This window comes from Pseudomonas sp. FDAARGOS_761 (assembly GCF_013343155.1).
Lineage (GTDB): Bacteria > Pseudomonadota > Gammaproteobacteria > Pseudomonadales > Pseudomonadaceae > Pseudomonas > Pseudomonas aeruginosa.
Map to the genome: position 1 here is coordinate 6,267,266 of NZ_CP054572.1, position 25,705 is coordinate 6,292,970.

The 25,705-nt window shown below is 67.2% G+C and carries 22 protein-coding genes; 13 read left to right on the forward strand and 9 right to left on the reverse strand.

Features of this window, described 5'->3' with window-relative positions:
- The first annotated feature begins 92 nt into the window (after positions 1 to 92).
- From FOC67_RS29100 to FOC67_RS29140, 9 genes are all read left to right on the forward strand, one after another.
- Positions 93 to 710 (forward strand): NUDIX domain-containing protein, encoded by a 618-nt coding sequence (locus FOC67_RS29100; protein WP_003095694.1) that lies wholly within the window; start codon positions 93 to 95, stop codon positions 708 to 710.
- Entirely contained in the window at positions 701 to 1,159 is a 459-nt protein-coding gene (locus FOC67_RS29105) for a DUF1249 domain-containing protein (protein WP_003095693.1), read from the forward strand. Before FOC67_RS29100 ends, FOC67_RS29105 begins: the two co-directional genes overlap by 10 nt.
- A 153-nt stretch (positions 1,160 to 1,312) precedes the next feature.
- Complete coding sequence (cpdA, locus tag FOC67_RS29110; RefSeq protein ID WP_003110316.1) at positions 1,313 to 2,131, forward strand: 3',5'-cyclic-AMP phosphodiesterase; 819 nt, start codon at positions 1,313 to 1,315, stop codon at positions 2,129 to 2,131.
- 132 nt (positions 2,132 to 2,263) lie between these two features.
- A complete protein-coding gene (locus FOC67_RS29115; RefSeq protein ID WP_003110317.1) occupies positions 2,264 to 2,884 on the forward strand; it encodes a YqiA/YcfP family alpha/beta fold hydrolase in 621 nt (206 codons plus the stop codon).
- Positions 2,885 to 2,895: 11 nt separating this feature from the next.
- Positions 2,896 to 4,785, forward strand: a complete 1,890-nt coding sequence (gene parE, locus FOC67_RS29120; RefSeq protein ID WP_003095690.1) for a DNA topoisomerase IV subunit B — start codon at positions 2,896 to 2,898, stop codon at positions 4,783 to 4,785.
- Positions 4,785 to 5,798, forward strand: coding sequence for an esterase-like activity of phytase family protein (locus FOC67_RS29125; protein WP_003095689.1), 1,014 nt, complete (start codon positions 4,785 to 4,787; stop codon positions 5,796 to 5,798). Before parE ends, FOC67_RS29125 begins: the two co-directional genes overlap by 1 nt.
- A complete protein-coding gene (locus FOC67_RS29130; RefSeq protein ID WP_003141732.1) occupies positions 5,795 to 6,319 on the forward strand; it encodes a TIGR02281 family clan AA aspartic protease in 525 nt (174 codons plus the stop codon). Before FOC67_RS29125 ends, FOC67_RS29130 begins: the two co-directional genes overlap by 4 nt.
- Positions 6,320 to 6,326: 7 nt before the next feature.
- Positions 6,327 to 8,591, forward strand: coding sequence for a DNA topoisomerase IV subunit A (parC, locus tag FOC67_RS29135; protein WP_003095687.1), 2,265 nt, complete (start codon positions 6,327 to 6,329; stop codon positions 8,589 to 8,591).
- Positions 8,592 to 8,883: 292 nt separating this feature from the next.
- Positions 8,884 to 9,594, forward strand: coding sequence for a membrane integrity-associated transporter subunit PqiC (locus tag FOC67_RS29140; RefSeq protein WP_003110318.1), 711 nt, complete (start codon positions 8,884 to 8,886; stop codon positions 9,592 to 9,594).
- 57 nt (positions 9,595 to 9,651) lie between these two features.
- Here the strand turns inward: FOC67_RS29140 and FOC67_RS29145 are convergent, their stop codons facing one another.
- On the reverse strand, positions 9,652 to 10,188 hold the full coding sequence (locus FOC67_RS29145; protein ID WP_003095684.1) for a metal-dependent hydrolase: 537 nt from the start codon (positions 10,186 to 10,188) through the stop codon (positions 9,652 to 9,654).
- The gene (locus tag FOC67_RS29150) at positions 10,185 to 11,723 is read right to left on the reverse strand and encodes a YtjB family periplasmic protein (RefSeq protein WP_003095683.1); all 1,539 of its coding nucleotides are present in this window, start codon (positions 11,721 to 11,723) and stop codon (positions 10,185 to 10,187) included. Before FOC67_RS29150 ends, FOC67_RS29145 begins: the two co-directional genes overlap by 4 nt.
- 220 nt (positions 11,724 to 11,943) lie before the next feature.
- Between FOC67_RS29150 and serB the strand changes: the two genes are divergently transcribed.
- The gene (gene serB / locus FOC67_RS29155) at positions 11,944 to 13,158 is read left to right on the forward strand and encodes a phosphoserine phosphatase SerB (RefSeq protein ID WP_003095681.1); all 1,215 of its coding nucleotides are present in this window, start codon (positions 11,944 to 11,946) and stop codon (positions 13,156 to 13,158) included.
- 86 nt (positions 13,159 to 13,244) lie between these two features.
- On the opposite strand, the gene fimX is transcribed toward serB, so the two are convergent.
- The 5 genes from fimX to FOC67_RS29180 all read right to left on the reverse strand — a co-directional run bounded on the left by fimX (position 13,245) and on the right by FOC67_RS29180 (position 20,801).
- Positions 13,245 to 15,320, reverse strand: coding sequence for a cyclic di-GMP-binding protein FimX (gene fimX / locus FOC67_RS29160; protein WP_003095680.1), 2,076 nt, complete (start codon positions 15,318 to 15,320; stop codon positions 13,245 to 13,247).
- Positions 15,321 to 15,384: 64 nt separating this feature from the next.
- Entirely contained in the window at positions 15,385 to 17,208 is a 1,824-nt protein-coding gene (gene fimW, locus FOC67_RS29165; RefSeq protein ID WP_003095679.1) for a cyclic-di-GMP receptor FimW, read from the reverse strand.
- Between the two features lie 318 nt (positions 17,209 to 17,526).
- Positions 17,527 to 18,396 (reverse strand): archaetidylserine decarboxylase, encoded by an 870-nt coding sequence (gene asd, locus FOC67_RS29170; protein ID WP_003095677.1) that lies wholly within the window; start codon positions 18,394 to 18,396, stop codon positions 17,527 to 17,529.
- A 3-nt stretch (positions 18,397 to 18,399) separates the two neighbouring features.
- Positions 18,400 to 19,215, reverse strand: a complete 816-nt coding sequence (gene rhdA, locus FOC67_RS29175) for a thiosulfate sulfurtransferase (RefSeq protein WP_003095676.1) — start codon at positions 19,213 to 19,215, stop codon at positions 18,400 to 18,402.
- Between the two features lie 74 nt (positions 19,216 to 19,289).
- The gene (locus FOC67_RS29180) at positions 19,290 to 20,801 is read right to left on the reverse strand and encodes an HDOD domain-containing protein (RefSeq protein WP_003102046.1); all 1,512 of its coding nucleotides are present in this window, start codon (positions 20,799 to 20,801) and stop codon (positions 19,290 to 19,292) included.
- Positions 20,802 to 20,941: 140 nt separating this feature from the next.
- Between FOC67_RS29180 and motA the strand changes: the two genes are divergently transcribed.
- Both motA and motB read left to right on the forward strand, forming a co-directional pair.
- Positions 20,942 to 21,793, forward strand: coding sequence for a flagellar motor stator protein MotA (gene motA / locus FOC67_RS29185; protein WP_003095674.1), 852 nt, complete (start codon positions 20,942 to 20,944; stop codon positions 21,791 to 21,793).
- Positions 21,794 to 21,812: 19 nt separating this feature from the next.
- Positions 21,813 to 22,856 carry a flagellar motor protein MotB gene (gene motB / locus FOC67_RS29190; RefSeq protein WP_003095673.1) on the forward strand — a complete coding sequence of 348 codons (1,044 nt, stop codon included), beginning with the start codon at positions 21,813 to 21,815 and terminating at the stop codon, positions 22,854 to 22,856.
- Between the two features lie 3 nt (positions 22,857 to 22,859).
- On the opposite strand, the gene rsgA is transcribed toward motB, so the two are convergent.
- Entirely contained in the window at positions 22,860 to 23,879 is a 1,020-nt protein-coding gene (rsgA, locus tag FOC67_RS29195) for a small ribosomal subunit biogenesis GTPase RsgA (protein ID WP_003102042.1), read from the reverse strand.
- A gap of 111 nt (positions 23,880 to 23,990) precedes the next feature.
- Between rsgA and orn the strand changes: the two genes are divergently transcribed.
- Positions 23,991 to 24,533: an oligoribonuclease gene (orn, locus tag FOC67_RS29200; protein WP_003095671.1), complete on the forward strand. Its 543-nt coding sequence runs from the start codon at positions 23,991 to 23,993 to the stop codon at positions 24,531 to 24,533.
- A gap of 33 nt (positions 24,534 to 24,566) precedes the next feature.
- Here orn and queG read toward each other — a convergent pair whose 3' ends face one another.
- On the reverse strand, positions 24,567 to 25,652 hold the full coding sequence (gene queG / locus FOC67_RS29205) for a tRNA epoxyqueuosine(34) reductase QueG (protein ID WP_003110324.1): 1,086 nt from the start codon (positions 25,650 to 25,652) through the stop codon (positions 24,567 to 24,569).
- Positions 25,653 to 25,705: the final 53 nt, after the last annotated feature.

Below are 25,705 nucleotides of genomic sequence, written 5' to 3' on the forward strand. Positions count from 1 at the left end.
TTTTCCCGAGCCGTCCTGAAAGTGGCTGCGCCCTGCGCCGGGCCGCGATAGGATGGCGCGAAACCCACATACCCGAGTGAAGTGAGTCGAGGATGTCCGAAACCTTCAAACCCGCCCCCGGTGACGTCGAGCTCGTGCAGCGCGAGGAATGCTTCCGCGGCTTCTATCGTCTCGATCGCCTGCGCCTGCGGCATCGCCAGTTCGACGGCAGCATGGGCCGGGAAATCAGTCGGGAACTGTTCGTCCGCCATGACGCGGTCTGCGTGCTGCCCTACGACCCGCAGCGCGATTGCGTGGTGCTCATCGAGCAATTCCGCGTCGGGGCGATGCAGAAGCTCGCCAACCCCTGGCTGCTGGAGCTGGTCGCCGGCCTGATCGACAAGGACGAGCAACCGGAGGAAGTGGCCCATCGCGAGGCGATGGAGGAGGCCGGGCTGACCCTCGGTGCGCTCTGGCCGATAACCCAGTACCTGCCGTCGCCGGGCGGCACCGACGAGGTGGTGCACCTGTTCGTCGGCCGTTGCGACAGCGAAGGCGTCGGCGGCGTGCATGGCTTGCCGGAGGAGGGCGAGGACATCCGCGTCCACGTCTGGCCGTTGGAAGATGCGCTGCAGGCCGTGCGCGACGGGCGGATCAACAACGCGGCGAGCATCATCGCCCTGCAGTGGCTGGCCCTGAACCGGGCCGAGGTGCGTGGGCTATGGGCCTGAACCTGCTGCGCGAGCGCTACCGGGTCGACCTGGCCAGCCTGCAGGCGACCTGCGAAGCGAACTACGCGCGGCTCATGCGCCTGCTCCCGGACATGCGCGAGGCACAGGCCTCGCGCCGGGTCGCGCTGAGCGAAGGGGAGCGGCTGCTCGGCGTCCTGGCGCTGGAAGTGACCGAGGCCTGCCCGTACACCACCACCCTGCAGGTGCGCCAGGAACTGGGCCTGCCCTGGTTGCCGGCGCCGCGGCTGGAAGTGCGGGTCTACCACGATGCACGGATGGCCGAGGTGATCGGCGCCGAACAGGCGCGGCGGCTGATGGCGATCTATCCCTACCCGAACCAGGCGATGCACCAGCCCGACGAGAAGAACCAGCTCAACCTGTTCCTCGGCGAGTGGCTCGCCCACTGTCTGGCCTGCGGCCACGAGATGGTGCCGGTGGCCCAGCGCTGAGCGGTTGCAGGCAAAAGGCCAGTTGAATGGCATCAAGCCAAAAGTAGTCCTCGCAACTGTGATCTGTTCCGCTTTCCGGGTTTGCCGCCACTTTCGTCGGTCACCATAATCACCCCATTCACCGCGGACGCCTCGCCTTCAGGAGACGGCCCCTTGTCACGCCATTCGAACACTCCCGCCACCGACGCCTCCGTACTGCTGGTGCAGCTTTCGGACAGCCACCTGTTCGCCGAGGACGGCGCGCGCCTGCTCGGCATGGACACCGCCCATAGCCTGGAAAAGGTGGTCGAGCGGGTCGCCCGGGAGCAACCGCGGATCGACCTGATCCTCGCCACCGGCGACGTCTCCCAGGACGGCAGCCTGGATTCCTACACACGCTTCCGCAGGTTGAGCGCGCCGCTGGCCGCGCCGTTGCGCTGGTTCGCCGGTAACCACGACGAACGCGAGCCGATGCAGCGGGCGACCGAGGGCAGCGACCTGCTGGAGCAGGTCGTCGACGTCGGCAACTGGCGCGTGGTGTTGCTCGACTCGAGCATTCCCGGCGCGGTGCCGGGCTATCTCGAGGACGACCAGCTCGACCTGCTGCGGCGCGCCATCGACAGCGCTGGCGAACGCTTCCTGCTGGTTTCCTTCCATCACCACCCGGTGCCGATCGGCAGCGACTGGATGGACCCCATCGGCCTGCGCAACCCGCAGGCGCTGTTCGACCTGCTGGCACCCTATCCGCAGGTGCGCTGCCTGCTGTGGGGGCACATTCACCAGGAGTTCGACCGCCAGCGCGGCCCGCTGCGCCTGCTGGCTTCGCCGTCCACCTGCGTGCAGTTCGCCCCCGGCAGCAGCGACTTCACCCTCGACCGCCTGGCGCCGGGCTACCGCTGGTTGCGCCTGCACGACGACGGGCGCCTGGAAACGGGGATCTCGCGGGTCGACGACGTCGTCTTCGAAGTGGACTACGACACCGCCGGATACTGACATGCCCCCCGGTCGCGGGATGCCGCGGCCGCGTGCGTCGTTGCCGATCGGCGCGCAGGCTGGAAGATGAAGCCTGGAAGCTGGTACCGTTCGGCTTTCCCTACCGAGTTGAAGCCCATTAGCCCGTTCCCGATGACTGCGACCAGCCCATCCCTGCTGTATATCCACGGCTTCAACAGTTCGCCCGAATCGCACAAGGCGCGCCAGCTGCAGGCGGCTTTCGGCCACTTGGGCCTGGCCGAAGGCCTGCGCGTCCCGGCCCTGCACCATCACCCACGGCAGGCCATCGCCCAGTTGGAGCGGGCCATCGCCGAGCTCGGGCGACCGGTGCTGGTCGGCAGCTCCCTGGGTGGCTACTATGCGACCCATTTGGCGGAGCGCCATGGCCTGGCGGCGATCCTGGTCAATCCGGCGGTCGCCCCGCATCGCTCCTTCGACGGCTACCTGGGCGCGCAGACCAACCACTACAGCGGCGAGACCTGGGAACTCACCGAGGACCACGTGGCGGCGCTGGCCGAACTGGAAGTCACGCGCCTGCAACGTCCCGAACGCTACCAGGTATGGCTGCAGACCGCCGACGAAACCCTCGACTATCGCGCCGCGCAGGCCTTCTACCGAGCCTGCGCGCTACGCATCCAGGCCGGCGGCGACCACGGCTTCCAGGGCTTCGCCCGGCACCTGCCGGCGCTGCTGGCGTTCGCCGGCTACCCGTCGGCGCTGTGGCGCGACACCGATTTTTCGACTTTTGACTGAATAGAGACCCCATGGCTACTTACAACGCAGACGCCATCGAAGTCCTTTCCGGCCTCGACCCGGTGCGCAAGCGCCCGGGGATGTACACCGACACCACCCGCCCCAACCACCTGGCCCAGGAAGTCATCGACAACAGCGTCGACGAAGCCCTGGCCGGCCACGCGAAGAGCGTGCAGGTGATCCTGCACCAGGACAACTCGCTGGAAGTCATCGACGACGGCCGCGGCATGCCGGTGGACATCCACCCGGAAGAGGGCGTGCCGGGCGTCGAGCTGATCCTTACCAAGCTGCATGCCGGCGGCAAGTTCTCGAACAAGAACTACCAGTTCTCCGGCGGCTTGCACGGGGTCGGCATCTCGGTGGTGAACGCGCTCTCGACCCGGGTCGAGGTACGCGTCAAGCGCGACGCCAACGAGTACCGGATGACCTTCGCCGACGGCTTCAAGGACAGCGATCTGGAAGTCATCGGCACGGTCGGCAAGCGCAATACCGGTACCAGCGTGCATTTCTGGCCGGATCCGAAGTATTTCGATTCGGCGAAGTTCTCGGTCAGCCGCCTCAAGCATGTGCTCAAGGCCAAGGCGGTGCTGTGCCCGGGCCTGAGCGTGGTGTTCGAGGACAAGAACACCGGCGAGCGCGTCGAGTGGCACTTCGAGGACGGCCTGCGCTCCTACCTGACCGACGCGGTCGCCGAGCTGCCGCGCCTGCCGGACGAACCCTTCTGCGGCAACCTCGAAGGTTCCAAGGAAGCGGTGAGCTGGGCCCTGCTGTGGCTGCCCGAGGGCGGTGAGTCGGTGCAGGAAAGCTACGTCAACCTGATTCCCACGGCCCAGGGCGGCACCCATGTGAACGGCCTGCGCCAGGGCCTGCTCGACGCCATGCGCGAATTCTGCGAGTTCCGCAACCTGTTGCCGCGCGGCGTCAAGCTGGCGCCCGAGGACGTCTGGGAGCGGATCGCCTTCGTCCTCTCGATGAAGATGCAGGAGCCGCAGTTCTCCGGGCAGACCAAGGAGCGCCTGTCGTCCCGCGAGGCGGCGGCGTTCGTCTCGGGCGTGGTGAAGGACGCCTTCAGCCTGTGGCTCAACGAGCACGCCGAGATCGGCCTGCAGTTGGCGGAACTGGCGATCAGCAATGCCGGGCGTCGCCTCAAGGCGGGCAAGAAGGTCGAGCGCAAGAAGATCACCCAGGGGCCGGCGCTGCCCGGCAAACTGGCCGACTGCGCCGGACAGGAACCGATGCGCGCGGAACTGTTCCTGGTCGAGGGCGACTCCGCCGGCGGCTCGGCGAAGCAGGCGCGGGACAAGGAATTCCAGGCGATCATGCCGCTGCGCGGAAAGATCCTGAACACCTGGGAAGTGGACGGCGGCGAGGTGCTCGCCAGCCAGGAGGTCCACGACATCGCGGTAGCCATCGGCGTCGATCCGGGCGCCAGCGACCTGGCTCAGCTGCGCTACGGCAAGATCTGTATCCTCGCGGATGCCGACTCCGACGGCCTGCACATCGCCACGCTGCTCTGCGCGCTGTTCGTCCGTCATTTCCGCCCGCTGGTGGAGGCCGGCCACGTCTACGTGGCGATGCCGCCGCTGTACCGCATCGACCTCGGCAAGGAAATCTACTACGCCCTCGACGAAGCCGAGCGCGACGGCATCCTCGAGCGCCTGGCCGCCGAGAAGAAGCGCGGCAAGCCGCAGGTCACCCGCTTCAAGGGCCTTGGCGAAATGAATCCGCTGCAACTGCGCGAGACCACCATGGATCCGAATACCCGGCGGCTGGTCCAGCTCACCCTGGAGGACGCCACCGGTACCCTGGAGATCATGGACATGCTGCTGGCCAAGAAGCGCGCCGGTGACCGCAAGTCCTGGCTGGAGAGCAAGGGCAACCTGGCCGAGGTGCTGGTCTGATGCGCCGCCTGCTGGCCATCCTCGGCCTGTTCGGGGGCCTGGTCCAGGCGGCCGAGGCGCCGCCAGAGCCACCGGTTCCGGCAGCCTTGAGCTTCATCTCCGAACATGCGGTGGAGGGCATGCGCGGCGGCAACCTTTCCGGGCTGGCCTGGTGTGGCGGCGCGCTGTGGACGGTTTCCGACCGCGACGACGACCGCCTGTATCGCCTGCAACCCTCGGCCGAAGGCTCCGACCAGCCCTGGCAGGCCGAGGCCGAGAGTTTCATCGCTCCGACCCCGCCGGACAGCGGGTTGCCCTGGGGCATGAGCACGCGGGTCTGGCTCAGTGGCCTGGTGCGCGGCGGCAACCTCGACTTCGAAGGCATCGCCTGCGATGCCGCCGGCAATCGCTACCTGGTCAGCGAGGCGCACGCGGCGGTCCTGCAACTGCCGGTGAGCGGCGCGCCGAACTGGCTGCGCCTGCCGCCCGGCCTGCTGCCGCAAGCGCGGGCCAGCGGCATGCTGATGAATTTCAACGCGCTGTTCGAAGGGATCGCCGTCGACCCCGAGGGCAAGCGCCTCTGGCTGGCTGCCGAGCGCGAGCGCCGCGGCCTGCTGGTGGCCCACCGCGACAACAGTGCCTGGCGCTGCGAGGGCAGCTGCGTACTGCTCGCCGAGGGCGGCAAGATCGAGCCGCCGCCGGAACTGGGCAGCGCGCGCAAGCTGCCGAAGGATTTCTCCGACCTCGCCTTCTACCGCGGCAAGCTGTTCACCCTGGAGCGCCTGGCGCATCAGATCTGCCGCCGCGACCTGGCCCAGGCCAAGGTCGAGCGCTGCTGGTCGTTCGCCTCGGCGGTCCTGGCGCCGGAGCGTCGCTACGAGCTGCCTTATGGCGTCGCGGAAGCCCTGTCGCTGGACGACAAGGGCGCCTGGCTGGGCATCGACAATGGCGACCATGCGCGCGCCGATGGCGACGTGCGGCCCTTCGTCCTGCGCTTCGCCGCGCCCGCCGGCGGCTGGTTGGGGGACAAGTGACGCAACAGGCGCCCGGTCAGCGGCTGGGACGGATCATGCTGGTGCTGGCCTGGATCGCCGGGCTGGCGCTGGCGACGCGCTATTTCGGCGTCTGGGAAGATCGACAGCGCAACCCGAACCAGGCGCCGCAATCGATCCATGGCGACGGCTACGTCGAGTTGCGCCTGGCCAGCAGCCGCCAGGGCCATTACCTGCTGAACGGGCAGATCAACGGCCAGGGCGTGACCTTCCTGCTCGATACCGGGGCGACCCAGGTGGCGGTGCCGGAAGCCCTGGCGGCAAGACTCGCGCTGGAGCGCGGCGCGCCGATCACCCTGAGCACGGCCAACGGCCGCGCCACGGGCTGGCGCACGCGGCTGGACCAGCTGCAACTCGGCGATATCCGCCTGTCCGGGGTCGCGGCGCTGATTGCGCCGGGCATGGACGGCGATGAGGTGCTACTCGGCATGAGCGCCCTGAAACAACTCGAATTCACCCAGCGCGACGGCACCCTGGTGCTGCGCCAAAACACTTCTCCGTGAGGTACGCATGAGCGAATCCCTCGATCTGAGCCTGGAAGGGGTCGAACGCCGGTCGTTGGCCGAGTTCACCGAGCAGGCCTATCTGAACTATTCCATGTACGTGATCATGGACCGCGCCCTGCCGCATATCGGCGACGGCCTGAAACCGGTGCAGCGACGCATCGTCTACGCCATGAGCGAACTGGGGCTGGATGCCGATTCCAAGCACAAGAAGTCGGCGCGCACCGTCGGCGACGTGCTCGGCAAGTTCCACCCGCACGGCGACTCGGCCTGCTACGAGGCCATGGTGCTGATGGCGCAGCCGTTCTCCTATCGCTATCCGCTGGTGGACGGCCAGGGCAACTGGGGGGCGCCGGACGATCCCAAGTCCTTCGCCGCCATGCGTTATACCGAGGCGCGCCTGTCGCGCTATTCCGAGGTGCTGCTCAGCGAACTGGGCCAGGGTACCGTGGACTGGGTACCGAACTTCGACGGCACCCTCGACGAGCCGGCCGTGCTGCCGGCCCGCCTGCCCAACCTGCTGCTCAACGGCACCACCGGCATCGCGGTGGGCATGGCCACCGACGTGCCGCCGCACAACCTGCGGGAAGTCGCGTCGGCCTGCGTGCGCCTGCTCGACCAGCCGGGCGCGACGGTCGCCGAATTGTGCGAACACGTGCCGGGCCCGGACTTCCCCACCGAAGCCGAGATCATCACCCCGCGCGCCGACCTGCAGAAGGTCTACGAGACCGGCCGCGGTTCGGTGCGCATGCGCGCGGTGTACCGCGTCGAGGACGGCGACATCGTCATCCACGCCCTGCCGCACCAGGTGTCCGGTTCCAAGGTGCTGGAACAGATCGCCGGGCAGATGCAGGCCAAGAAGCTGCCGATGGTGGCCGACCTGCGCGACGAGTCGGACCACGAGAACCCGACCCGCATCGTCATCATCCCGCGTTCGAACCGGGTCGATGTCGAAGAGCTGATGACCCATCTGTTCGCCACCACCGACCTGGAAACCAGCTACCGGGTCAACCTGAACATCATCGGCCTCGACGGCAAGCCGCAGGTCAAGGACCTGCGCCAGTTGCTCTCGGAGTGGCTGCAGTTCCGCATCGGCACCGTGCGTCGACGCCTGCAGTTCCGCCTGGACAAGGTCGAGCGCCGCCTGCATCTGCTGGATGGCTTGCTGATCGCCTTCCTCAACCTCGACGAGGTGATCCACATCATCCGCACCGAGGATCAGCCCAAGGCGGTGCTGATGGAGCGCTTCGAACTCAGCGAGGTGCAGGCCGACTACATCCTCGACACCCGCCTGCGCCAGTTGGCACGCCTGGAAGAGATGAAGATCCGCGGCGAGCAGGAAGAGTTGCTGAAGGAGCAGAAGCGCCTGCAGACCCTGCTCGGCAGCGAGGCCAAGCTGAAGAAGCTGGTGCGCGAGGAGCTGATCAAGGACGCCGAGACCTACGGCGACGACCGCCGTTCGCCGATCGTCGCCCGCGCCGAGGCCCGCGCGCTGTCGGAAACCGAGCTGATGCCCACCGAACCGGTGACCGTGGTGCTCTCGGAAAAAGGCTGGGTGCGTTGCGCCAAGGGCCACGACATCGACGCCGCCGGCCTCTCCTACAAGGCCGGCGACGGCTTCAAGGCCGCCGCGCCGGGACGCTCGAACCAGTATGCGGTGTTCATCGACTCCACCGGGCGCAGCTACTCGCTGCCGGCCCACAGCCTGCCGTCCGCGCGAGGCCAGGGCGAGCCACTCAGCGGCCGGCTGACGCCTCCGCCGGGGGCCAGCTTCGAATGCGTGCTGCTGCCGGACGACGATGCGCTGTTCGTGATCGCTTCCGACGCCGGCTATGGTTTCGTGGTCAAGGGCGAGGACCTGCAAGCCAAGAACAAGGCCGGCAAGGCCCTGCTCAGCCTGCCCAACGGCTCCGCCGTGGTGGCGCCGCGCCCGGTGCGCGATGTGGAGCAGGATTGGCTGGCGGCCGTGACGACCGAGGGCCGTCTGCTATTGTTCAAGGTCTCCGACCTGCCGCAGCTCGGCAAGGGCAAGGGCAACAAGATCATCGGCATCCCCGGCGAACGCGTGGCCAGCCGCGAGGAGTACCTCACCGACCTGGCTGTTCTGCCAGCCGGGGCGACGTTGGTCCTGCAGGCTGGAAAGCGTACCCTGTCGCTCAAGGGCGACGACCTGGAACACTACAAGGGGGAGCGGGGCCGGCGAGGCAACAAGCTGCCGCGCGGTTTCCAGCGCGTCGACAGCCTGCTGGTGGATATTCCGCCACAGGATTGAAATGAGCCGTTACCGGTCTCCGATCTCTCGCATATCCGCAAGGGAATGGCGAAAGCGGCCTCTTCCGAGGCCGGCTTTCCGGGGGAATGTCGTCTCCCTGGCGGGTTCCGCCGGGTTTTCCCCTGACGCAGGTGGTCCGAAACCGGTTTCGGAATACGCTCTGCCTCTGGAGCTATGGCGCTGGTTAGGGGATGATACGCCCCTTCGGCCGCCGTTTCCGATGGCGGGTGGCCAGTAGAATTCAAGTCTTGCATCAGTAGTGCCGATCTTCGGCGAAATACGGTGGTTCTCGATGAGCGCGTGGCGCGTCTTCGCATGTCTTTCCCTCGTCAGCCTGCTCGGGCTGACGGGTTGTGCGGTCCATCCGCCGGCCCAGCTCTACCAGTTGGACGTCGGTGCCGCCGCAGTACCGAAAAAGGATGGCGGTGCGGCCGTCCTGCTCGGCCCGGTACAACTGGCCGACTATCTCAAGCGCGATGTGATGGTGCAGCGGCAGGCCGACGGTATTCTCAGCCTGTCCACCGACGCACGCTGGGCCGGCAACCTGGAGACCAATGTCAGCCAGCAACTGCTGCGGCAGATGTCCAGCGAGCTGGGCAGCAGCCGCCTGGCGCTGTTCCCGGAAAAACCCGGTTTCACCCCCCAGGTCCAGGTGATGCTGACCATCAGTCGCCTCGACTCCGGCCCCAAGCAGCCGGCGGTGATCGAGGCGCGCTGGCGCCTGCTGGACCAGAAGGGCGACCTGAAGGATAGCCGGGTGTTCCACGAGGAAGAACGGCACCAGGGCAGCATCGGCGACCAGATCCGTGCCCAGAGCGACCTGCTCAAGCGCCTGGCGGCGCAGTTGGCCAAGGACGTCAAGCCGATCGCCGTGGCGGCCGAGGCGCCGCCGCCGGCGACCGCGCGCAAGCCGGTGGCCAAGCCGAAGGCCAAGGAAGAGGAAGGTCCGAAAATGCCGCTGGTGGTGCCGATTCGCACCGATGCCGAGGTCTATCGGTTCTGATTGTCGAGAGCCGACCAGGAACAAGCCCCGCCGAAGCGGGGCTTTTTCGTTTCGGCGTCAGCGTGAGCGGCGCAACAGGAAGCGCAGGGCCATGCCGGCGAGCGCCAGCAGCAGGCAGGGCAGCCAGACCCAGCGCGCCTCCGATTGCAGCACCAGCAATCCGCGTTCGCTGAGGAAGCGCGACAGACCGATCGGCGACACGGCGATCGGATGGAAGGGCATGAAGTAGCGGGCGTCGCTCCAGGGCCAGAACCAGGCGACGCCCAGCCCGCCATTGGTCATCGCGTCCAGCAGGCTGTGCGAGGCGGTGGCCAGCGCCACCCACAGCCCGGCTTTCAGCGGTCCGCTATGCAGCGGCCGGCAGGCGAGGGCGGCGAGCGCGCCGAGGATCGCGGCGAACAATAGCGAATGGCTGAAGCCGCGATGGCCGAAGGCATCGTGATAGGCGATGCCGAGCTTGAAGGCGACTACGTCGAAGTCCGGCAGGCAGGCGGCGAGCATGCCTGCCAGCAGCAGGCGTGGCGGGATCACCCGGCTGCCAAGGGCCAGTCCCACCGCCAGGACCGGCAGCGGGTGGGTGATCAGGGTGGTCACGGGCGGGCGCGGTCGTGCATGCGCGCCAGTTGGCGCTCGAGCATCGACGGATACGGCTCCAGCAGACGCTCGACGCAGCAGGCTCCTTCCGGACTGGCGATGGCGCGGATACGGGCGCGCTCGCGGACCACCGCGTCGTCGGCGATGCTGCGTTCGACCAGCAGCAGGTTGCGGCTGTGCTGGTTGAGGGCGAGGGCGTTCTGCACGGTTTCGTTGAGCAGCAGGTCGGCCTGGGTCTGTTCGCTGAGGTCTTCGCCGAGGCTCAGGCCCAGTTGCAACTGCAAGGTGATGCCGCTGTCGGCGACCTCGATCTGCAGGGCATGGCCGAGCGCGCGCATCAGTTCACCGCAGCAGAGCGCGTTGGTCAGGTAGTCGGCGCGGTTGTCGCGGCTGTGGAAGAGAATCAGGCTGCCGCCGTCGCTGAGCGTGTGCAGGCTGCCCTTGTACTGGCGGGCGGCCTGTTCCAGGCAGTCGCGATAGCGTTGCAGGAGGTCCACCAGGCGGCTGCGCGGCAACCGGCGCAACTGTTCCTGGGCGCCGAGCTGGATCGCCAGCACCGCACTGTGTTGCGGTTCGCGCGCAGCGGCGGGCGCCGCGGGCTGGTCCCCGGCTTCGGCTCCGTTCTCGTCGAAGGCGTCCTGGTCCAGCGGGTCTTCGTCGATGGAGGTGAATTCCACCGGCTTGGTCTCGTCCAGCAGGGCGTCGCCCAGCGGAATGTCGTCTTCCTCGAAGGCCGAGGCCTCGACCTTGCGGCTGCGCAGGTCGGCTTCGTCGTCTTCCAGCAGGATGTCGTCGAAGTTCTGCGGCAGCGGTGCTTCTTCCGGCTCCGGCGCCGGCGGCTTCTCCGGCACCAGGCGCTCTTCCAGGTCGCGCGCCAGGTCGCCCAGCTCGTTCTGCAGTTCGGCGCCGGGGGCCGGATTGTCCGGATCGCGCAACCAGACACGCAATTGCAACAAGGGTGTGGAAATCTGCCGCCCCAGGCGCAGACTGAAATACAGGGCGAGGATCAGCAGGATCAGGCTGATCAGGCCCATGCTCTGCAGGCTGATCATCATCGGCTGCTGGAACTGCTGCATGTCCAGGCTGATGCGCAGGTGCCCGGCGATCACTTCCTGGAAGGTGATCGGCGTCGAGTACAGGCCTTCGGTGGCGCCGAGCAGGCTCTGCTTCGGACGGCTGCCGGCCTCGGCGAGGATGCGCTGGTCGACGCTGTAGATCGCCGCATGGGCCACCAGCGGGTTCTTCACCAGGTTGTTCAGCAGCACGTTGAGGCTGAGGATGTCGTTGGACACCAGCAACTCGGTGGCGGACGCGGCGGTCTGGGTGATCAGGCTCTGGCCCAGGGCATCGGCCTGCTGCTGCATGGCCTGGCGAAACTGCATGCCCATGACCCAGGCGTAGATCAGCAGGGCCAGGGCCACCAGGATCAGGCTATGGCTGGCGAGCCGCAGGGCGATCGGGACGCGGCGCTGGCGCAAGGCACGAAACAGCAGGAGGAAGAAATTGTCGGGCTTGACGGACGTGGGCCGGGTCACAGGGGGCTCGGTCTTCTGAAATAGAGGTATCGCGCAGTATAACCAGCGCCCCCCGAGGGGCAAAGGGCCGTTGACGCGCTTTCCAGGCCGCCGCGCGGCGGTTTCGCGGGTTTTCCCGGTCGGTTCCGACCGGTGGTGATGGCAAATGCCCGGCTCTGCGTCTCTCGGGTGTGCGGGAAAGCGGGTAGAATGGCGTCTTTTACCTGGCGGAGCTTACGCCTTGCGCGAAATTGTCCTGATCAACATCACCGGGGAAGACCGCCCCGGTCTCACCGCGGCCATCACCGGCGTACTGGCCCAGGGCGGGGTGAACATCCTCGACATCGGCCAGGCGGTGATCCACGACACCCTGTCGTTCGGCATCCTGGTGGAAATCCCGGATACCGAAGCCGGTTCCTCGGTCCTCAAGGACGTGCTGTTCACCGCCTACAAGCTGGACCAGCAGGTGCGCTTCACCCCGGTCTCGGAAGAGGACTACCGGCAATGGGTCGACGGCCAGGGCAAGGCGCGGCACATCGTGACCCTGCTCACCCGCCGGGTGACTGCCGAGCAACTGCAGAGGGTCAGCTCGATCACCGCCAAGTACGCGCTGAACATCGACCACATCGACCGTCTCTCCGGGCGCATGCCGCTGGACATGCCCGCCGACCAGGGCAAGGGCTGCATCGAGTTCTCGGTACGCGGCGAACCGGCCGATCCGGCGGCGCTGCGTGCGGAATTCCTCAGCGTCGCCCAGGAATTGAACGTCGACATCGCTTTCCAGCAGGACAGCGTGTTCCGCCGCAATCGCCGGCTGGCGGTGTTCGACATGGATTCGACGCTGATCGAGGCGGAAGTCATCGACGAACTGGCCAAGGCCGCCGGCGTCGGCGAGAAGGTCGCCGCGATCACCGAACGGGCGATGCGCGGTGAACTGGACTTCCGCGCCAGCTTCAAGGAGCGCCTGGCGCTGCTGCAGGGACTGTCGGAAGACGTACTGGAGGAGATCGGCGCCTCGCTGCGTCTGACCGAGGGTGCTGAAACCCTGTTCGCCGAACTCAAGCGCCTGGGTTACAAGACCGCCATCCTGTCCGGCGGCTTCACCTATTTCGCCCGTCAATTGCAGGCGAAGCTGGGGATCGACTACGTGTTCGCCAACGAGTTGCAGATCGTCGACGGCAAGGTCACCGGGGTGGCGGTCGAGCCGATCGTCGATGCCCAGCGCAAGGCCGACCTGCTGCGCGAACTGGCGGCGAAGGAAGGTCTGAGCCTGGAGCAGACCATCGCCGTCGGCGACGGCGCCAACGACCTGCCGATGCTCGGCCTGGCCGGCCTGGGCGTGGCGTTCCGCGCCAAGCCGCTGGTCAAGCAGTCGGCCAAGCAGGCGATCTCGACCCTGGGCCTGGACGGCATCCTCTACCTGCTCGGCTACCGCGACCGCGAAGGGCGAGCCTGAGGCCGGCGGGCGCCTCTTGCCGGCCCGGCAGCCACGAACCAGGTCGGTAGAGCGGAAAAGCAACGGGCGCCCAGGGCGCCCGTTCTTCATTCGTCTCCCGAGGAGAAGTCGTAGTCCATCGCCTGGCTCGGCCCCTGCAGGTAGTAGCCCTGGATGTAGGTGGCGCCGGCTTGCCACAGGGTGGCGAGGACGCTGGCGCTCTCGACGAAGGGGACGATGCTGAGCTTCTGCTGTTCGTGCAGTTCGGCGATCAGGCCCTTGAGGATCTCCTGGTTTTCCACCTGGTTGAGGTCCTGGACGAAGGAGCCATCGATCTTGATGAATTGCACGGTCAGGTGCTTCAGCGCGTTGAACGGATTCAGCGAGCAGCCGAACTGGCTGATCGCCGCCTGGCAATGCAGGGTGGCCAGGCCCTGGGTCAGTTGCTTGGCCTGCTTCAGATAGCTGGTGGCGTCGGCTTCGCTGATCTGGAACACCAGCGACTCCGGCGGCAGGCGCGCGGCCTTCAGCGCCACCCCGAGCCAGGGCAGCAGGCCGGGGTCTTGCAGACTGGCGCTGGACAGGTGGACGAACAGCTTGGTCTGGTGCCCCTTGGCGCGATGCTCGGCGAGCAGCTTGATCGAGTTGAGGATCACCCAGCGGTCGATCTTCTCCGCCAGCCCGGCTTCCTTGGCGGCATGCAGGAACTCCGCCGGCGGCACTTCCTGGCCCTGCGGATTGAGCAGGCGCAGGAGCACCTCGTAGTTCTCGTGGCTGTCGCCGCGCAGGCTGATGACTGGCTGGAACAGCAGGCGGAAGCTGTTGGTCTCCAGCGCCTGCTGGAGGATCGCGATGACGTCGCCGCGCTGGGCGGCGGCGGCAAGCTCTTCCGCCGGGTTGTACTGCTTGATCTGCGACCCGCCCTTGCGTGCCGCGTCATCGGCGCAGCGATGCGCACGGTTCATCACGTCCTGGGCCTTGGCGGTCTTCTCGTCGAGACCGGCGACGCCGATGCTGAGGGTGGCCTGAGCGCTGCGGCCGTTCAGCTCGAAAAGGTGGTTCTCGACCTTCTTCAGCAGTCGTTGCAGTGCCGCTTGCGCCTGCTCGGGAGTCTTGCCCTTGAACAGGGCGGCGAAGATCGAATCGCCGAAACGCGCCAGGTCGGCTTCCTCGCCGAACTGTTCGCGCATCAGTCCGGCCAACTGGCCGAGCAGCAGGTCGATCCCGGAAAGCCCGTGGTCGGCCTGGAGCGAGGGGTAGCCGTTGAGATGGATATAGGCCAGGGTCGACGGCTTGCGGGCGGTCACCGCCTGCTGCACGGCGGCATCCATCAGGTCGAGGAAGTGGCTGCGGTTGTAGAGTCCGGTGACCGGGTCCTGGCTGCTGACTTCGCGGAGCTTTTCTTCCAGCTCGGCGTTGTCGACCTCGCCGCGGATCACCACCTGGATGCAGGGTTCGCCGTCGTAGGTGGCGGCGGAGAGGCTGATGCGCGCCTTGAATTCCTGGCCGTCGAGCTTGACCCCGGTGCAAACCAGTTCGGTCTGGCGCTGGTCGTTCTGGTAGCCCTTGAGGAAATCCTTGAAGGCGCCCTGGTCGCAGGAGGCGATCAGGTCGATGACCGGCAGGCCTTCCAGTTCCTCGGCGTCCTCGTAGCCGAACAGCGCCATGTAGGAGCGGTTGGCGTAGATGTGCATGCCGTCGTGGACGTAGGTGATGGCGTCGACCGAGCTGTCGAGCAGCAACTGGCAGCGTTTTTCCGCCTCGCGCAGGGCCAGTTCGGCGGCGCGGCGCGCGCGGCGTTCGGCGAGGCCGGCCAGCTCGCGGTTGGCGACCAGCACCAGGCGCTCGTCCTCGCCTTGCGGCAGGGCGTCCTGGGCGCCGAGCATCAAGGCGTCGGTGATGGCGTCGGAGCTGTTGTCGGCCACCAGCTGGATGAACGGGATGTCGCGCGACTGGCGGCGCAAGGTGGCGAGCGCCTCGCCGGGCTCGAGACACTCGCTGGTCGGCGCGGCGATCAGCAGGTCCCAGCTTTGCTGGAGGGTCTCGGCGAGGTCCTCGGGAGAGGTCAGTCGATGTACGCGGGTCGCGTGGCCGGCATTGCGGAACAGACTGACCAGGCGTTCGGCTTCGTTCTGCGAGTCTTCCAGAATCAGCAGGCGGATGGTTTTCTTTTCGATGGCCATGGAAAGGGCTCAGTCCGCGTCCGGGCGGGCGCGAAAAGACGGCGAATGGAGGTGTCGGGGCAATCTACAGAGACTTCCAGAGCGAGTCAAAATCTTCCTCCCCCGCAGGCGGCCGGGCCACTGGCGCTGTGACCGGCTTATCGCTTGGGGTGTTCACCGGTTCCGCCGAGCGGTATTCGAACTGGCTGAAGCTGCCGGTCGAGGCCTGCCGGCGATTCAGCACCGCGCGCCGCTCCTCGCCGTGCAGGTTGATCTGCACCCGGCTGCCCTCCTGGAACGGCAGGCGCGGGGTGATCACCGTCGCCGGCCGCGAGATCGCGGCGATTTCCGGCAGCAGCAGGGCGCGCAGGTAGTGGCTGCTCTGCTCGGTCTTGCGCAGCAGTTGCAGGCCGCAGGGCTGCGCCGCCGGGGCGATCATCTCGATGCCCATCTGCGTGCCGCCATTGCGCACCTGGCGGATCCAGCGCACCACCGCGATGCTCCACGCCTGGCCTGGAAGGTCCTGCAGGCCGACCAGTTCACCCGCCTGCAGTTGGGCGGGCACCTCCTTTGGCCAGCTCAGGCAATAACCGCCGGGGCTGTGGTTGACGATGGGCAGGGCGTAGGTCGGATAGTCCTCGGTGGCGTCAGTCTGTGCGTGGGCCTGCGGGTGATCGGGCTGCCCACCGCGGGGCGACTGGTGCGGGCGGTACTCGATTTCCTCCAGCGGCATGCCGGGCTGCCAGTCGGTGACCTTCTGCGCATCGAAGGCGCCGGCCCAGGCGTCCTGGACGTCGGCCTTGAAGCGAGGCGCCTCGGGCGCTTCCTGGATCTGCAGGACCTCGTTGAACGGGCGGCGCCCGGCGAGGAAGTAGTGCAGGGCGCTCATGCCGATGCACAGGGTCAACTGGCCCTGGCCCTGGGTGCGCTGGAAGGTACGTTCGGCGATGTCACCCCAGGCCGAGGAGAGATGTTGCAGCAGGTCCAGGGTCACCCCTTCGATCAGCGGCAGGCGCGCCTTCGCGCGCTCGGCCTCGGGCTGCAGCAGGTATTCGCGGATCAGTTCGACCAGCGGCTGGGTGTCGATGCCCAGGGCATTGGCCAGTTGGGTCTCCGGGTACAGCGAGCGGTAGCGCGGCGGGCCGTCGATCTGCGGCACGGCGATGAACAGCGAGCCGGGCAGCGCCGCGCTCTGTATCGACAGCAATTGGCTCCAGGGTTCGAGCACCTCGGCGAGCCGTGCAATGTTGTTCTGGCGCATCTGGTTGCAGCGCGCGCAGCCGAGCAGCAGCGGTATCAGGTAGGCCTGCTCGACGCTCAGGCCGGGGGTGTGCTTGGCCAGTTCGTCGCGCACCGCGAGACGATGCACACCGCGCTGGCTGGCCAACTGGTACAGCTGGTGGAGTTCCAGCCAAAGCCCCTCGGGGACCGGGCAGTACAACTGGCTGGCACGGATCAGCGGGCCGCACAGGCTGCGGATCGCCCGCTGGATACCGACCGCGAGCAACTGCGCGCGGTCGCGGCTGTTGCGCGGCGCTTCCTGGACCACGATCAGCTTGTAGCCGATGGCCAGGTGGTTCTGCAGGGCCTGGCAGAGGTTGGCGATCTTGCGCGGCCGTTCGTCGAGGACGATGGCCTGGTTGAGGAAGTGCCGTTCCAGGTGGGCGCAGACGAAATGCACCTCTGGACGGAACAGTTCGAGCAGTTGCAGGCGGGCCTCGACGGGCAGCACCAACTGGTTGAGTTCGATCAGGCCCTGGTAGAGCTGGCGCGCGGTTTCCCCGAGGTTGGCCTTGGGCAGGTGCGCCAGCCAGTACTTGATGTCCTTCGGGGTGGCGTCGCAGAAGCTCAGGTTCTGCTGCGTCGGAGTGGGGACGCGCAACGAGAGGTGGGGGCTCTGGTTTTCCATGGGGGGTTAGACGGCTCCGCTACTGAAAAGGCTCTACGGGGGGTTGAAGCCCCGGAGAGGTGCCGGACTTCCGATCGCCGCGGCTGCGCCTCCTCTTTCTTAACACGGGAGGCGGGTTCATCGTCGTGGCCAGGACAGGAACTGTGCGGCAGTCCGCTTTCCTGACCGAGGGGGTCGGCACAGGCTCGATAGGACCTTTCCGAACTCTAGCAGCATCGAAATGGACCCGCAGCCTTCGGACGCCACGATCCCGCCGGGAGGTTCCGGCGGCGGGGAGAGATGGGACGGAGACGCTCGGGGCGCTCCGTCCCGGCGAGGTCAGGACTGTTTCGGCAGGGCCAGGCATTCGCCCATGCGCACCGGGCTCGCTGCCCCGAGGCCGTCGTTGAACGCGACCTGCTGCGGGCCGAACAGGACGATGGCGGTGGAGCCCAGCTTGAAGCGACCGAGCTCGGCGCCTTTTTCCAGGCGGATCGGCGCACGGGCGGCTTCGTCGTAGCGGAAGGTCTTCAGTTCGCGCTTCGGCGGCGTAACCAGGCCGGCCCAGACGGTTTCGATGGAGGCCACGATCATCGCGCCCACCAGCACCACGGCCATCGGACCGCGCTCGGTGTCGAACAGGCAGACCACCCGCTCGTTGCGGGCGAACAGCTCGGGAACGTTTTCCGCGGTGGTCTGGTTCACCGAGAACAGCCGGCCGGGAACGTAGACCATCTCGCGCAGGGTGCCGGCCAGCGGCATGTGCACGCGGTGGTAGTCCCGGGGGGACAGGTAGACGGTGGCGAAGTCGCCGCCCATGAAGGGCGCGGCCAGTTCGGCGTCGCCGCCGAGCAGTTCGGCCAGGCTGTAGCTGTGGCCTTTGGCCTGGAAGATCCGCCCGTGCTCGATCGGGCCGAGCTGGCTGATCGCGCCATCGGCCGGGCAGAGCACCGCGCCGGGCTCCTGGGCCAGCGGGCGGGCGCCATCCTTCAGGGCGCGGGTGAAGAAGGCATTGAAATGTTCATAGGCCTGCAGGTCCTCGACCTGCGCTTCGCGCATGTCGACCTGGTAGCGCCGGGCGAACCAGGCGATCAGGCGGTCCTTGAACCAAGTCGCCCGGCAGTCGGCGGCGAAGCCGATCAGCCGGGACAGCAGGTGGTGCGGCAGCAGGTACTGGCTGCAGATGAACAGACGATCTTTGAACGACATTCCTCAAACCTCTACAGGGGTATCGGGGTGGTTGCCCCATTCCGACCAGGAGCCGGCGTAGCCTTTGACCCGCGGGTAGCCCAGCGCCTTGGCCACCAGGTAGGTGAAGCCGGAGCGATGGTGGGTCTGGCAGTGGGTGATCACTTCCTTGTCCGGCGTAATGCCGAGGTCCTCCAGGACTTCGGCGATATCCGCGCGGATGCGCAGGGCGCGAGCCGGGTCCATGCCGGCGGTCCATTCGAAATTGATCGCGCCGGGCACATGCCCGGCCTTCGCGGCGAGCACCTTGGTACCGGCGTATTCGCTGGGGTTGCGCGCATCCCATACCGCTAGGTCGGCGGCGCCGAGGCGGCTTTGCAGGTATTCGCGGGTCGCGCTGGGCTCGTCGTGCAACGTCAGCGGCAGCGGGCCGCCGACAGGCGCCGGGACCTCGCGGTCGAGCACCTGGGCGTCGGCGATCCAGGCCGGCAGGCCGCCGTTGAGATAGTGGTAGCGGTGGTGGCCGATCACGTCCAGCAGCCAGATGAAGCGGCCCGCCCAGCCGCCGCCTTCGTCGTCGTAGACCACGTAGGTCGCCTCCGGGCGGTGGCCCAGCTCGCCGAACAGGGCTTCCAGGTCGGCCTTGGCCGGTAGCAGGCCGGGTGCCGGGGGTTGTCCCCACTGGGTGCGTTTGGGGTCGACGAAACGCGCGCCGGGGATATGCCCTTCGGCGTAGCGGGCGGCACTGGTCAGGTCGACCAGGATCAGCTCGGGCGCGCCCAGGCGCGGCGCGAGATCGCTGGGCTCGATCACCAATGGCAGGTCGGAGAAGACGGACATGCGAGTACCCCCGGGTTGAAGAAGGGCAGCAGTTTAACGGAAAGCGCGCCCGACCAGTGTGCCGGGCATGTCCCTCATTCCGTGCGGCGCTGGCGGCCGAACTGCTGGATCGCGCGCTCGGTGCACTGGGCGGTCTTGGCGAAGGCCTGGGCATGCAGGTCGCTGAACGGCTGGCCGCCGAGGTCGGCCAGGACCAGCATCACCACCCGCGAGCCGTTGCCCAGCGAGCGCAGCAGCAGGTGAGGTCCGGGGAACAGTTGGCGCAAGGGTTCGCCGAGGGCCGGCAGCAACTGGTCCTGGTTGTTCGGGCCGATGCGCAGCAGGGCAGGCTGCTGGAACAGTTTCTTCAGCAGCGGGCTGCTGGCAATCTCCAGTTGCAATTTCTCCTGGCCCGGTTCGAGTCCGGCGCTCTGCTGCGCCAGCACGTGTACCTGGGTGCGATCGGCCACCAGCAGCAGCATCCTTTGCAGGCCGCAGGCGCGCAGCGCATCGCGGGCACAGGCGGTGAGCTGCACGACGTTGCTGAACGGGCTGGGCTCGCGGAGCAACTCGGCGCAATGCTGCCGCCACTCGGCCAGGGCTTCCGCCGAGGGCGGCGGCGGGGGCGCCGCTTCGGCACGCCAGCGGCTGGCCTGCCAGGGCCAGATCAAGGCCACCGCCGGATGCCACAGCGGCGGCCGGGCGTGCAGGCGCGCGCTTTGCGCGGCGAGCATGTGCACCTGCTGCTGGACTTCGGTCAGCGGCTGGCCCAGGTACAGGCCGGTCAGGCGCTGCCAGCGCAGCATGTGCGGCCCGTCCCAGCTCTGGTGCGCGGCGATGGCCAGGCCATTGGCGAGGAGAGTGCAGTTGGCCGGCTGGGTCAGCCAGCGGGCGAGATCGGGCTGGGCATCGAGTTGCTGTTGCTGGAGCAGGGGCGACTGATGGTCGCGGGCGATACGCAAGGCTCGAACCAGCAGGCGACGGTCGCAGGCGAGCAGGCGATAGCCCTGGATGACCCACTGCGGTAGCCGCCAGCGTTCGGCCAGCGCCAGGCAGATCGGCAGCAGGCGCATGCCGAGCAGTTCGCGCTCCACTCGCAGGGTCGGTTCGCCCTGTACCAGCACGCGTTGCTGCCATTGCTCCAGCAGCTGCGGGCGGGCGTTGGCCAGCGCCCAGACCGGAGCCATGGTCAGCAGGCTGCCCCAGTGAATTTCCTGCCAGAGCCTGGCCAGGCGCGCGCCGAACAGGCCGCTGGCCTGCTGCATGGCGTGCTGGCTGATCAGCAGCATCTGCCCGAGGACCCTGGGCATCTCCGCATCCTGGATGCTCGGCAGGGTCTTCAGAAGTTGGCTCGCGCGCGCCAGGCCGAGGCGGCTGAGGGCCACCTCCAGGCTTTCCGCGGGGTTGTCGCGGGCGCTCTCGGCGCGATTGGCCTCGCGCAGGATGGACAAAGCCAGTGTCGGGCTGCCCTGCAACTGGTCGGCGATCTCGCGCAGCGAGCGGCGGCTGTCGCTCAGCGCGGCGTGCAGGCCGGCATAGTGGCTGGCGGGGATCGGCAGGGGTTGCCGGTCGAGCTCTTCGAGCCAGGCGGCGAGGCGGTCTGTCATGGGTGTCGGGCTCGGTGTCGGCGAGGCGGCGAACTGGCTTTTCGAGTATTCGGACTATAGTCTTGCGGCTAGCAACCGATAACAAGAGGGAGCCTAGCAGTCCCCCTCCTTATCCTGTTCATTTCGCACGTCCGGTCCTCATGTCAAAAATCATCGGCATCATCGTCGTTTTCGCCAGTGTCCTCGGGGGCTTCCTGCTCTCCGGCGGCAAGATCGGCGCCATCATCCAGCCCTTCGAGGTCCTGATCATCGGCGGTGCGGCACTGGGGGCGTTCCTCCAGGCCAATCCGGGCAGCACGTTCATGGTGGTGCTGAAGAAAGCGCCGAAGATGTTCAGCAACCGCTTTACCCAGACCTACTACCTCGAGGTGCTGGGCATGCTCTACGAGATCCTCAACAAGAGCCGGCGCGAAGGGATGATGGCGATCGAGGCGGACATCGAGGACCCCGCGGCCAGTCCCATCTTCAGCAAGTACCCCGGCGTGCTGAAGGACGAGCGGATGACCGCCTATGTCTGCGACTACCTGCGCATCATGTCCTCCGGCAACATGGCGCCGCACGAGCTGGAAGGTCTGTTCGACATGGAGCTGTCCAGTCTCAAGGAGGACCTGGAGCATCCGTCCCACGCGGTGACCAAGGTCGCCGACGCCCTGCCGGGCTTCGGTATCGTCGCCGCGGTACTCGGCATCGTCATCACCATGGCGTTGCTTGGCGAAGGCAGCCAGGCGGAGATCGGCCACCACGTCGCCGCCGCCCTGGTGGGTACCTTCCTCGGGATTCTCGCCGCCTACGGCTTCGTCGGCCCGCTGGCCGTCGCGCTGGAGCACGATGCCAAGGAAGAGTTGAACATGTTCGAGGCGATCAAGGCCTGCCTGGTCGCTTCCGCTTCCGGCATGCCGCCTTCGCTGGCCGTCGAGTTCGGCCGCAAGGTGCTGCTGCCCGCCCATCGGCCGACCTTCGCCGAGCTCGAGCAGGCCGTGCGTGGCCGCTGAGTGGAGGCACTGTCGATAGATGGACAATAACCAGCCGATCATCGTCAAGCGCGTCAAGCGCTATGCCGCCGGCCACCACGGCGGCTCGTGGAAGATCGCCTTCGCCGACTTCGCCACGGCGATGATGGCGTTCTTCCTGGTGCTCTGGCTGCTGTCTTCGGCCACCCCGGAGCAGAAGAAGGCGATTTCCGGATACTTCCAGGACCCCATCGGTTTCAGCGAAAGCGCCAGCCCCTACGTCATCGACCTCGGCGGCACGCCGACGCCGGCGCCGGACAAGACCCTCAATCCGCAGGTCCAGGCCCAGCCGGACTCCAACGAAAGCCGGATCAGCCCCGAGCAGGACCACCAGGTCAACGCCGACCAGGCCGAGAACCTCGCCGAGCAGGTTGAGCGAGAGCGCCTGGCGCTGCTGCTGCAGGAGTTGCAGAACAAGGTCGACGAAAATCCGATGCTCAAGGACTTCAAGGACCAGATCCACTTCGAGATCACCCGCGACGGCCTGCGCATCCAGATCGTCGACGCCGCCAACCGGCCGATGTTCGACCTCGGCAGCGCGCGCCTGCAGCCGTATTTCGAGGACATCCTGCTGGCCATGGCCGAGACCATCCGCCAGGTGCCGAACAAGATCAGCATCAGCGGCCACACCGACGCCAAGCCCTATGCCGGCAACGGTGACTTCGGCAACTGGGAGCTATCGGCCAATCGCGCCAACGCCGCGCGCCGTGCGCTGGTCGCCGGCGGCTATCCGGAAGGGCAGATCGCCCAGGTTGTCGGATATGCCTCGGCACGCCTGTTCGACGACAAGGACCCGCTGAACCCGGTGAACCGGCGGATCGACATCGTGGTCCTGACCCGCAAGGCGCAGAAGGCCATCGAAGGCGAGACCGGCGCTCCCGAAGCCAGCGCCCCCGCGGCTGCCCCGGGCGAGCAGCCGAAGCCGGCTGCCGAGGCACCGGCGGCGGGCGCGCAACCTTCGCTACCGGCGGACGAGGTGCAGAAGAAGCTCAACCTGTTCGACGACGGCGGCAGCCTGAAGCTGGAGCAGATCAAGGGCGACTGAGGTTCAGTAATCCGTTTCCGGCATGCTTGCCAGGATGTGCCGGTAGCTGGCCATGCGTTGCGGCATGATGCGCCCGTCCTCCAGGGCCTGGAGCAGGGCGCAACCTGGTTCACGGTCGTGCTTGCAGTCGCGGAAGCGGCAATGCCCGAGCAGGTCGCGGAACTCGATGAAACCGGCCTCGACGTCGTCTCGCGACACGTGCCCCAGGCCGAACTCACGGATGCCGGGCGAGTCGATCAGGTCGCCGCCGCCGGGAAAATGGAACAGTCGCGCGGTGGTGGTGGTATGGGTGCCCTTGCCGGTCACCGTGGAGAGGTCGCCGACACGGGTGTCGACACCCGGCAACAAGGCATTCACCAGCGACGACTTGCCTACCCCGGACTGCCCGACGAAGACGCTCACGTGAGCGTCCAGCGCGCCGCGCAGTTCGTCCATCGCCAGGCCATTGAAGGCCGATACCTCGATCAGCGGATAACCCAGGGTGCGGTAGACATTCAGCAGCGCATCGATGCCTTCGGCATTGCTCTCGTCGACCAGGTCGGCCTTGTTCAGCAGCAGCAACGGCTGGATGCCGGCATGTTCGGCGGCGATCAGGTAGCGGTCGATCAGGTTGGCGTGCGGTTCGGGACGCGGGGCGAAGACGATGACGATGCGGTCGACGTTGGCCGCTACCGGCTTGAGCAGCCCGCGCATGTCCGGGCGGCACAGCTCGGAGCGACGTGGCAATTGCGCGACGATCACGCCGATGCCCTGGTTGCCGGCACGCCAGACCACCTGGTCGCCGGTCACCAGTGCCGGCAGGTTGGCGCGCAGGTGACAGCGGGAAACCTGGCCGTCGGCGGACTCGACCTCTACCTGAACCCCGAAATGAGCGATCACCTGGCCGGTCTGCTCCGGTCCCAGGTCGCCGCCCTCCAGCTCTTCCACGGCACGCGACTCGCGACGGGCCGCCCGGGCCGCGCGTTCTTCCTGGATCTTTTCGATGCGCCAGCTCTGCCGGCGGGTCAAGTGGCGTTTGGCCATGATGCGTCCGCATGAAAAATCGGCGGCGAGTTTAACATGGGCGCGCCGCCATCATTCGCGCGGCGGCGTTCCACGCTAGAATGCACGGCATAGCGACTGGAGCGACTCCCCATGCAGAACCCGCAGAACCTTATCTGGATCGACCTGGAGATGACCGGCCTCGATCCGGACCGGGACGTCATCATCGAGATGGCCACCATCGTCACCGACAGTGACCTCAACACCCTGGCCGAAGGACCGGTGATCGCCATCCACCAGCCAGAGGAAATCCTCGCCGGCATGGACGAGTGGAATACCCGCCAGCACGGCCAATCCGGCCTGACCCAGAGGGTTCGGGAAAGTACCGTGAGCATGGCCGAGGCCGAGGCGCAGACCCTGGCCTTCCTCGAGCAGTGGGTGCCCAAGCGCAGCTCGCCGATCTGCGGCAACAGCATCTGCCAGGACCGCCGCTTCCTCTATAGGCACATGCCCAGGCTGGAAGGCTACTTCCACTACCGCAACCTCGACGTCTCCACCCTCAAGGAGCTGGCTGCGCGCTGGGCGCCGCAGGTCCGCGAGAGCTTCAAGAAGGGCAACACCCACCTGGCGCTGGACGATATCCGCGAGTCGATCGCCGAGCTGCGCCACTATCGCGACCACTTCATCAAGCTCTGATCCGTCCGGGCCGGGCGGCAGGCGCCGGCTGGGCTAGGTTTCCCCGTGGCGCCGCAGGGCCCATTCCACGTGCTCGCGGACCAGCTCCGAAGGGAACCCGCGGCGCGCCTTCAGCGCCTCCAGCACCGGGATGGTCGAGGGCGCGTTGCCCAGCCCCACCGCCAGGTTGCGCAACCAACGTTCGTAGCCGGCGCGGCGCAGCGGCGAACCCTCGGTGCGGCCGAGGAACTCCTCCTCGCTCCAGAGGAACAGTTCGGCGAGTTCGGCGTTGTCCAGGCTGTGGCGCGGCTGGAAGTCGCCCTGCCCGGTGGGGCGGGCGAAGCGATTCCATGGGCAGACGATCTGGCAGTCGTCGCAGCCGAATACCCGGTTGCCGATCAGTGGCCGCAGCTCCAGCGGAATCGCGCCCTTGTACTCGATGGTCAGGTAGGAGATGCAGCGTCGCGCGTCCAGCCGGTAGGGGCCGACGAAGGCCGCGGTCGGGCAGATGTCCAGGCAGGCCGAGCAGCGTCCGCAATGCTCGCTGTCCATCGCCGGGTCGACGGGTAGCGGCATGTCGACGAACAGCTCGCCGAGGAAGAAGTAGCTGCCGGCCTTGCGGTTGAGCACCAGCGTGTTCTTGCCGATCCAGCCGAGGCCGGCCTGTTCGGCGATGGCCTTTTCCAGCACCGGCGCGCTGTCGACGAAGGCGCGGAAACCGAACGGGCCGACTTCGGCCTGGATGCGCTCGGCCAGTTGTTGCAGACGCTTGCGGATCAGCTTGTGGTAGTCGCGGCCGAGGGCGTAGCGCGAGACGTAGGCTTTTTCCGGTGTCGCGAGGACCTGCGCCATGCGCGTGTCGCCGGGCAGGTAATCCATGCGCAGGGAGATCACCCGCAGCGTGCCGGGAACCAGCTCGGCAGGTCGCGAGCGCTTGCTGCCGTGCGCCGCCATGTAGTCCATCTCGCCGTGGTAGCCGGCCTCCAGCCAGCGCTGCAGGTGCGCTTCGTGCTCGCCCAGCTCGACGTCGCTGATACCGACCTGCTGGAACCCCAGCTCGCGGCCCCAGTCCTTGATGGACTGGGCGAGGCGGGCGGGGTCCGGCGGGGAAAGGTTGTCGGCCAGAGGTTGGGGAGTCATGGGAGGCAACGAAGACGAGGGAAAGCGAAATGGGATAGGTATAATTCTGCCAG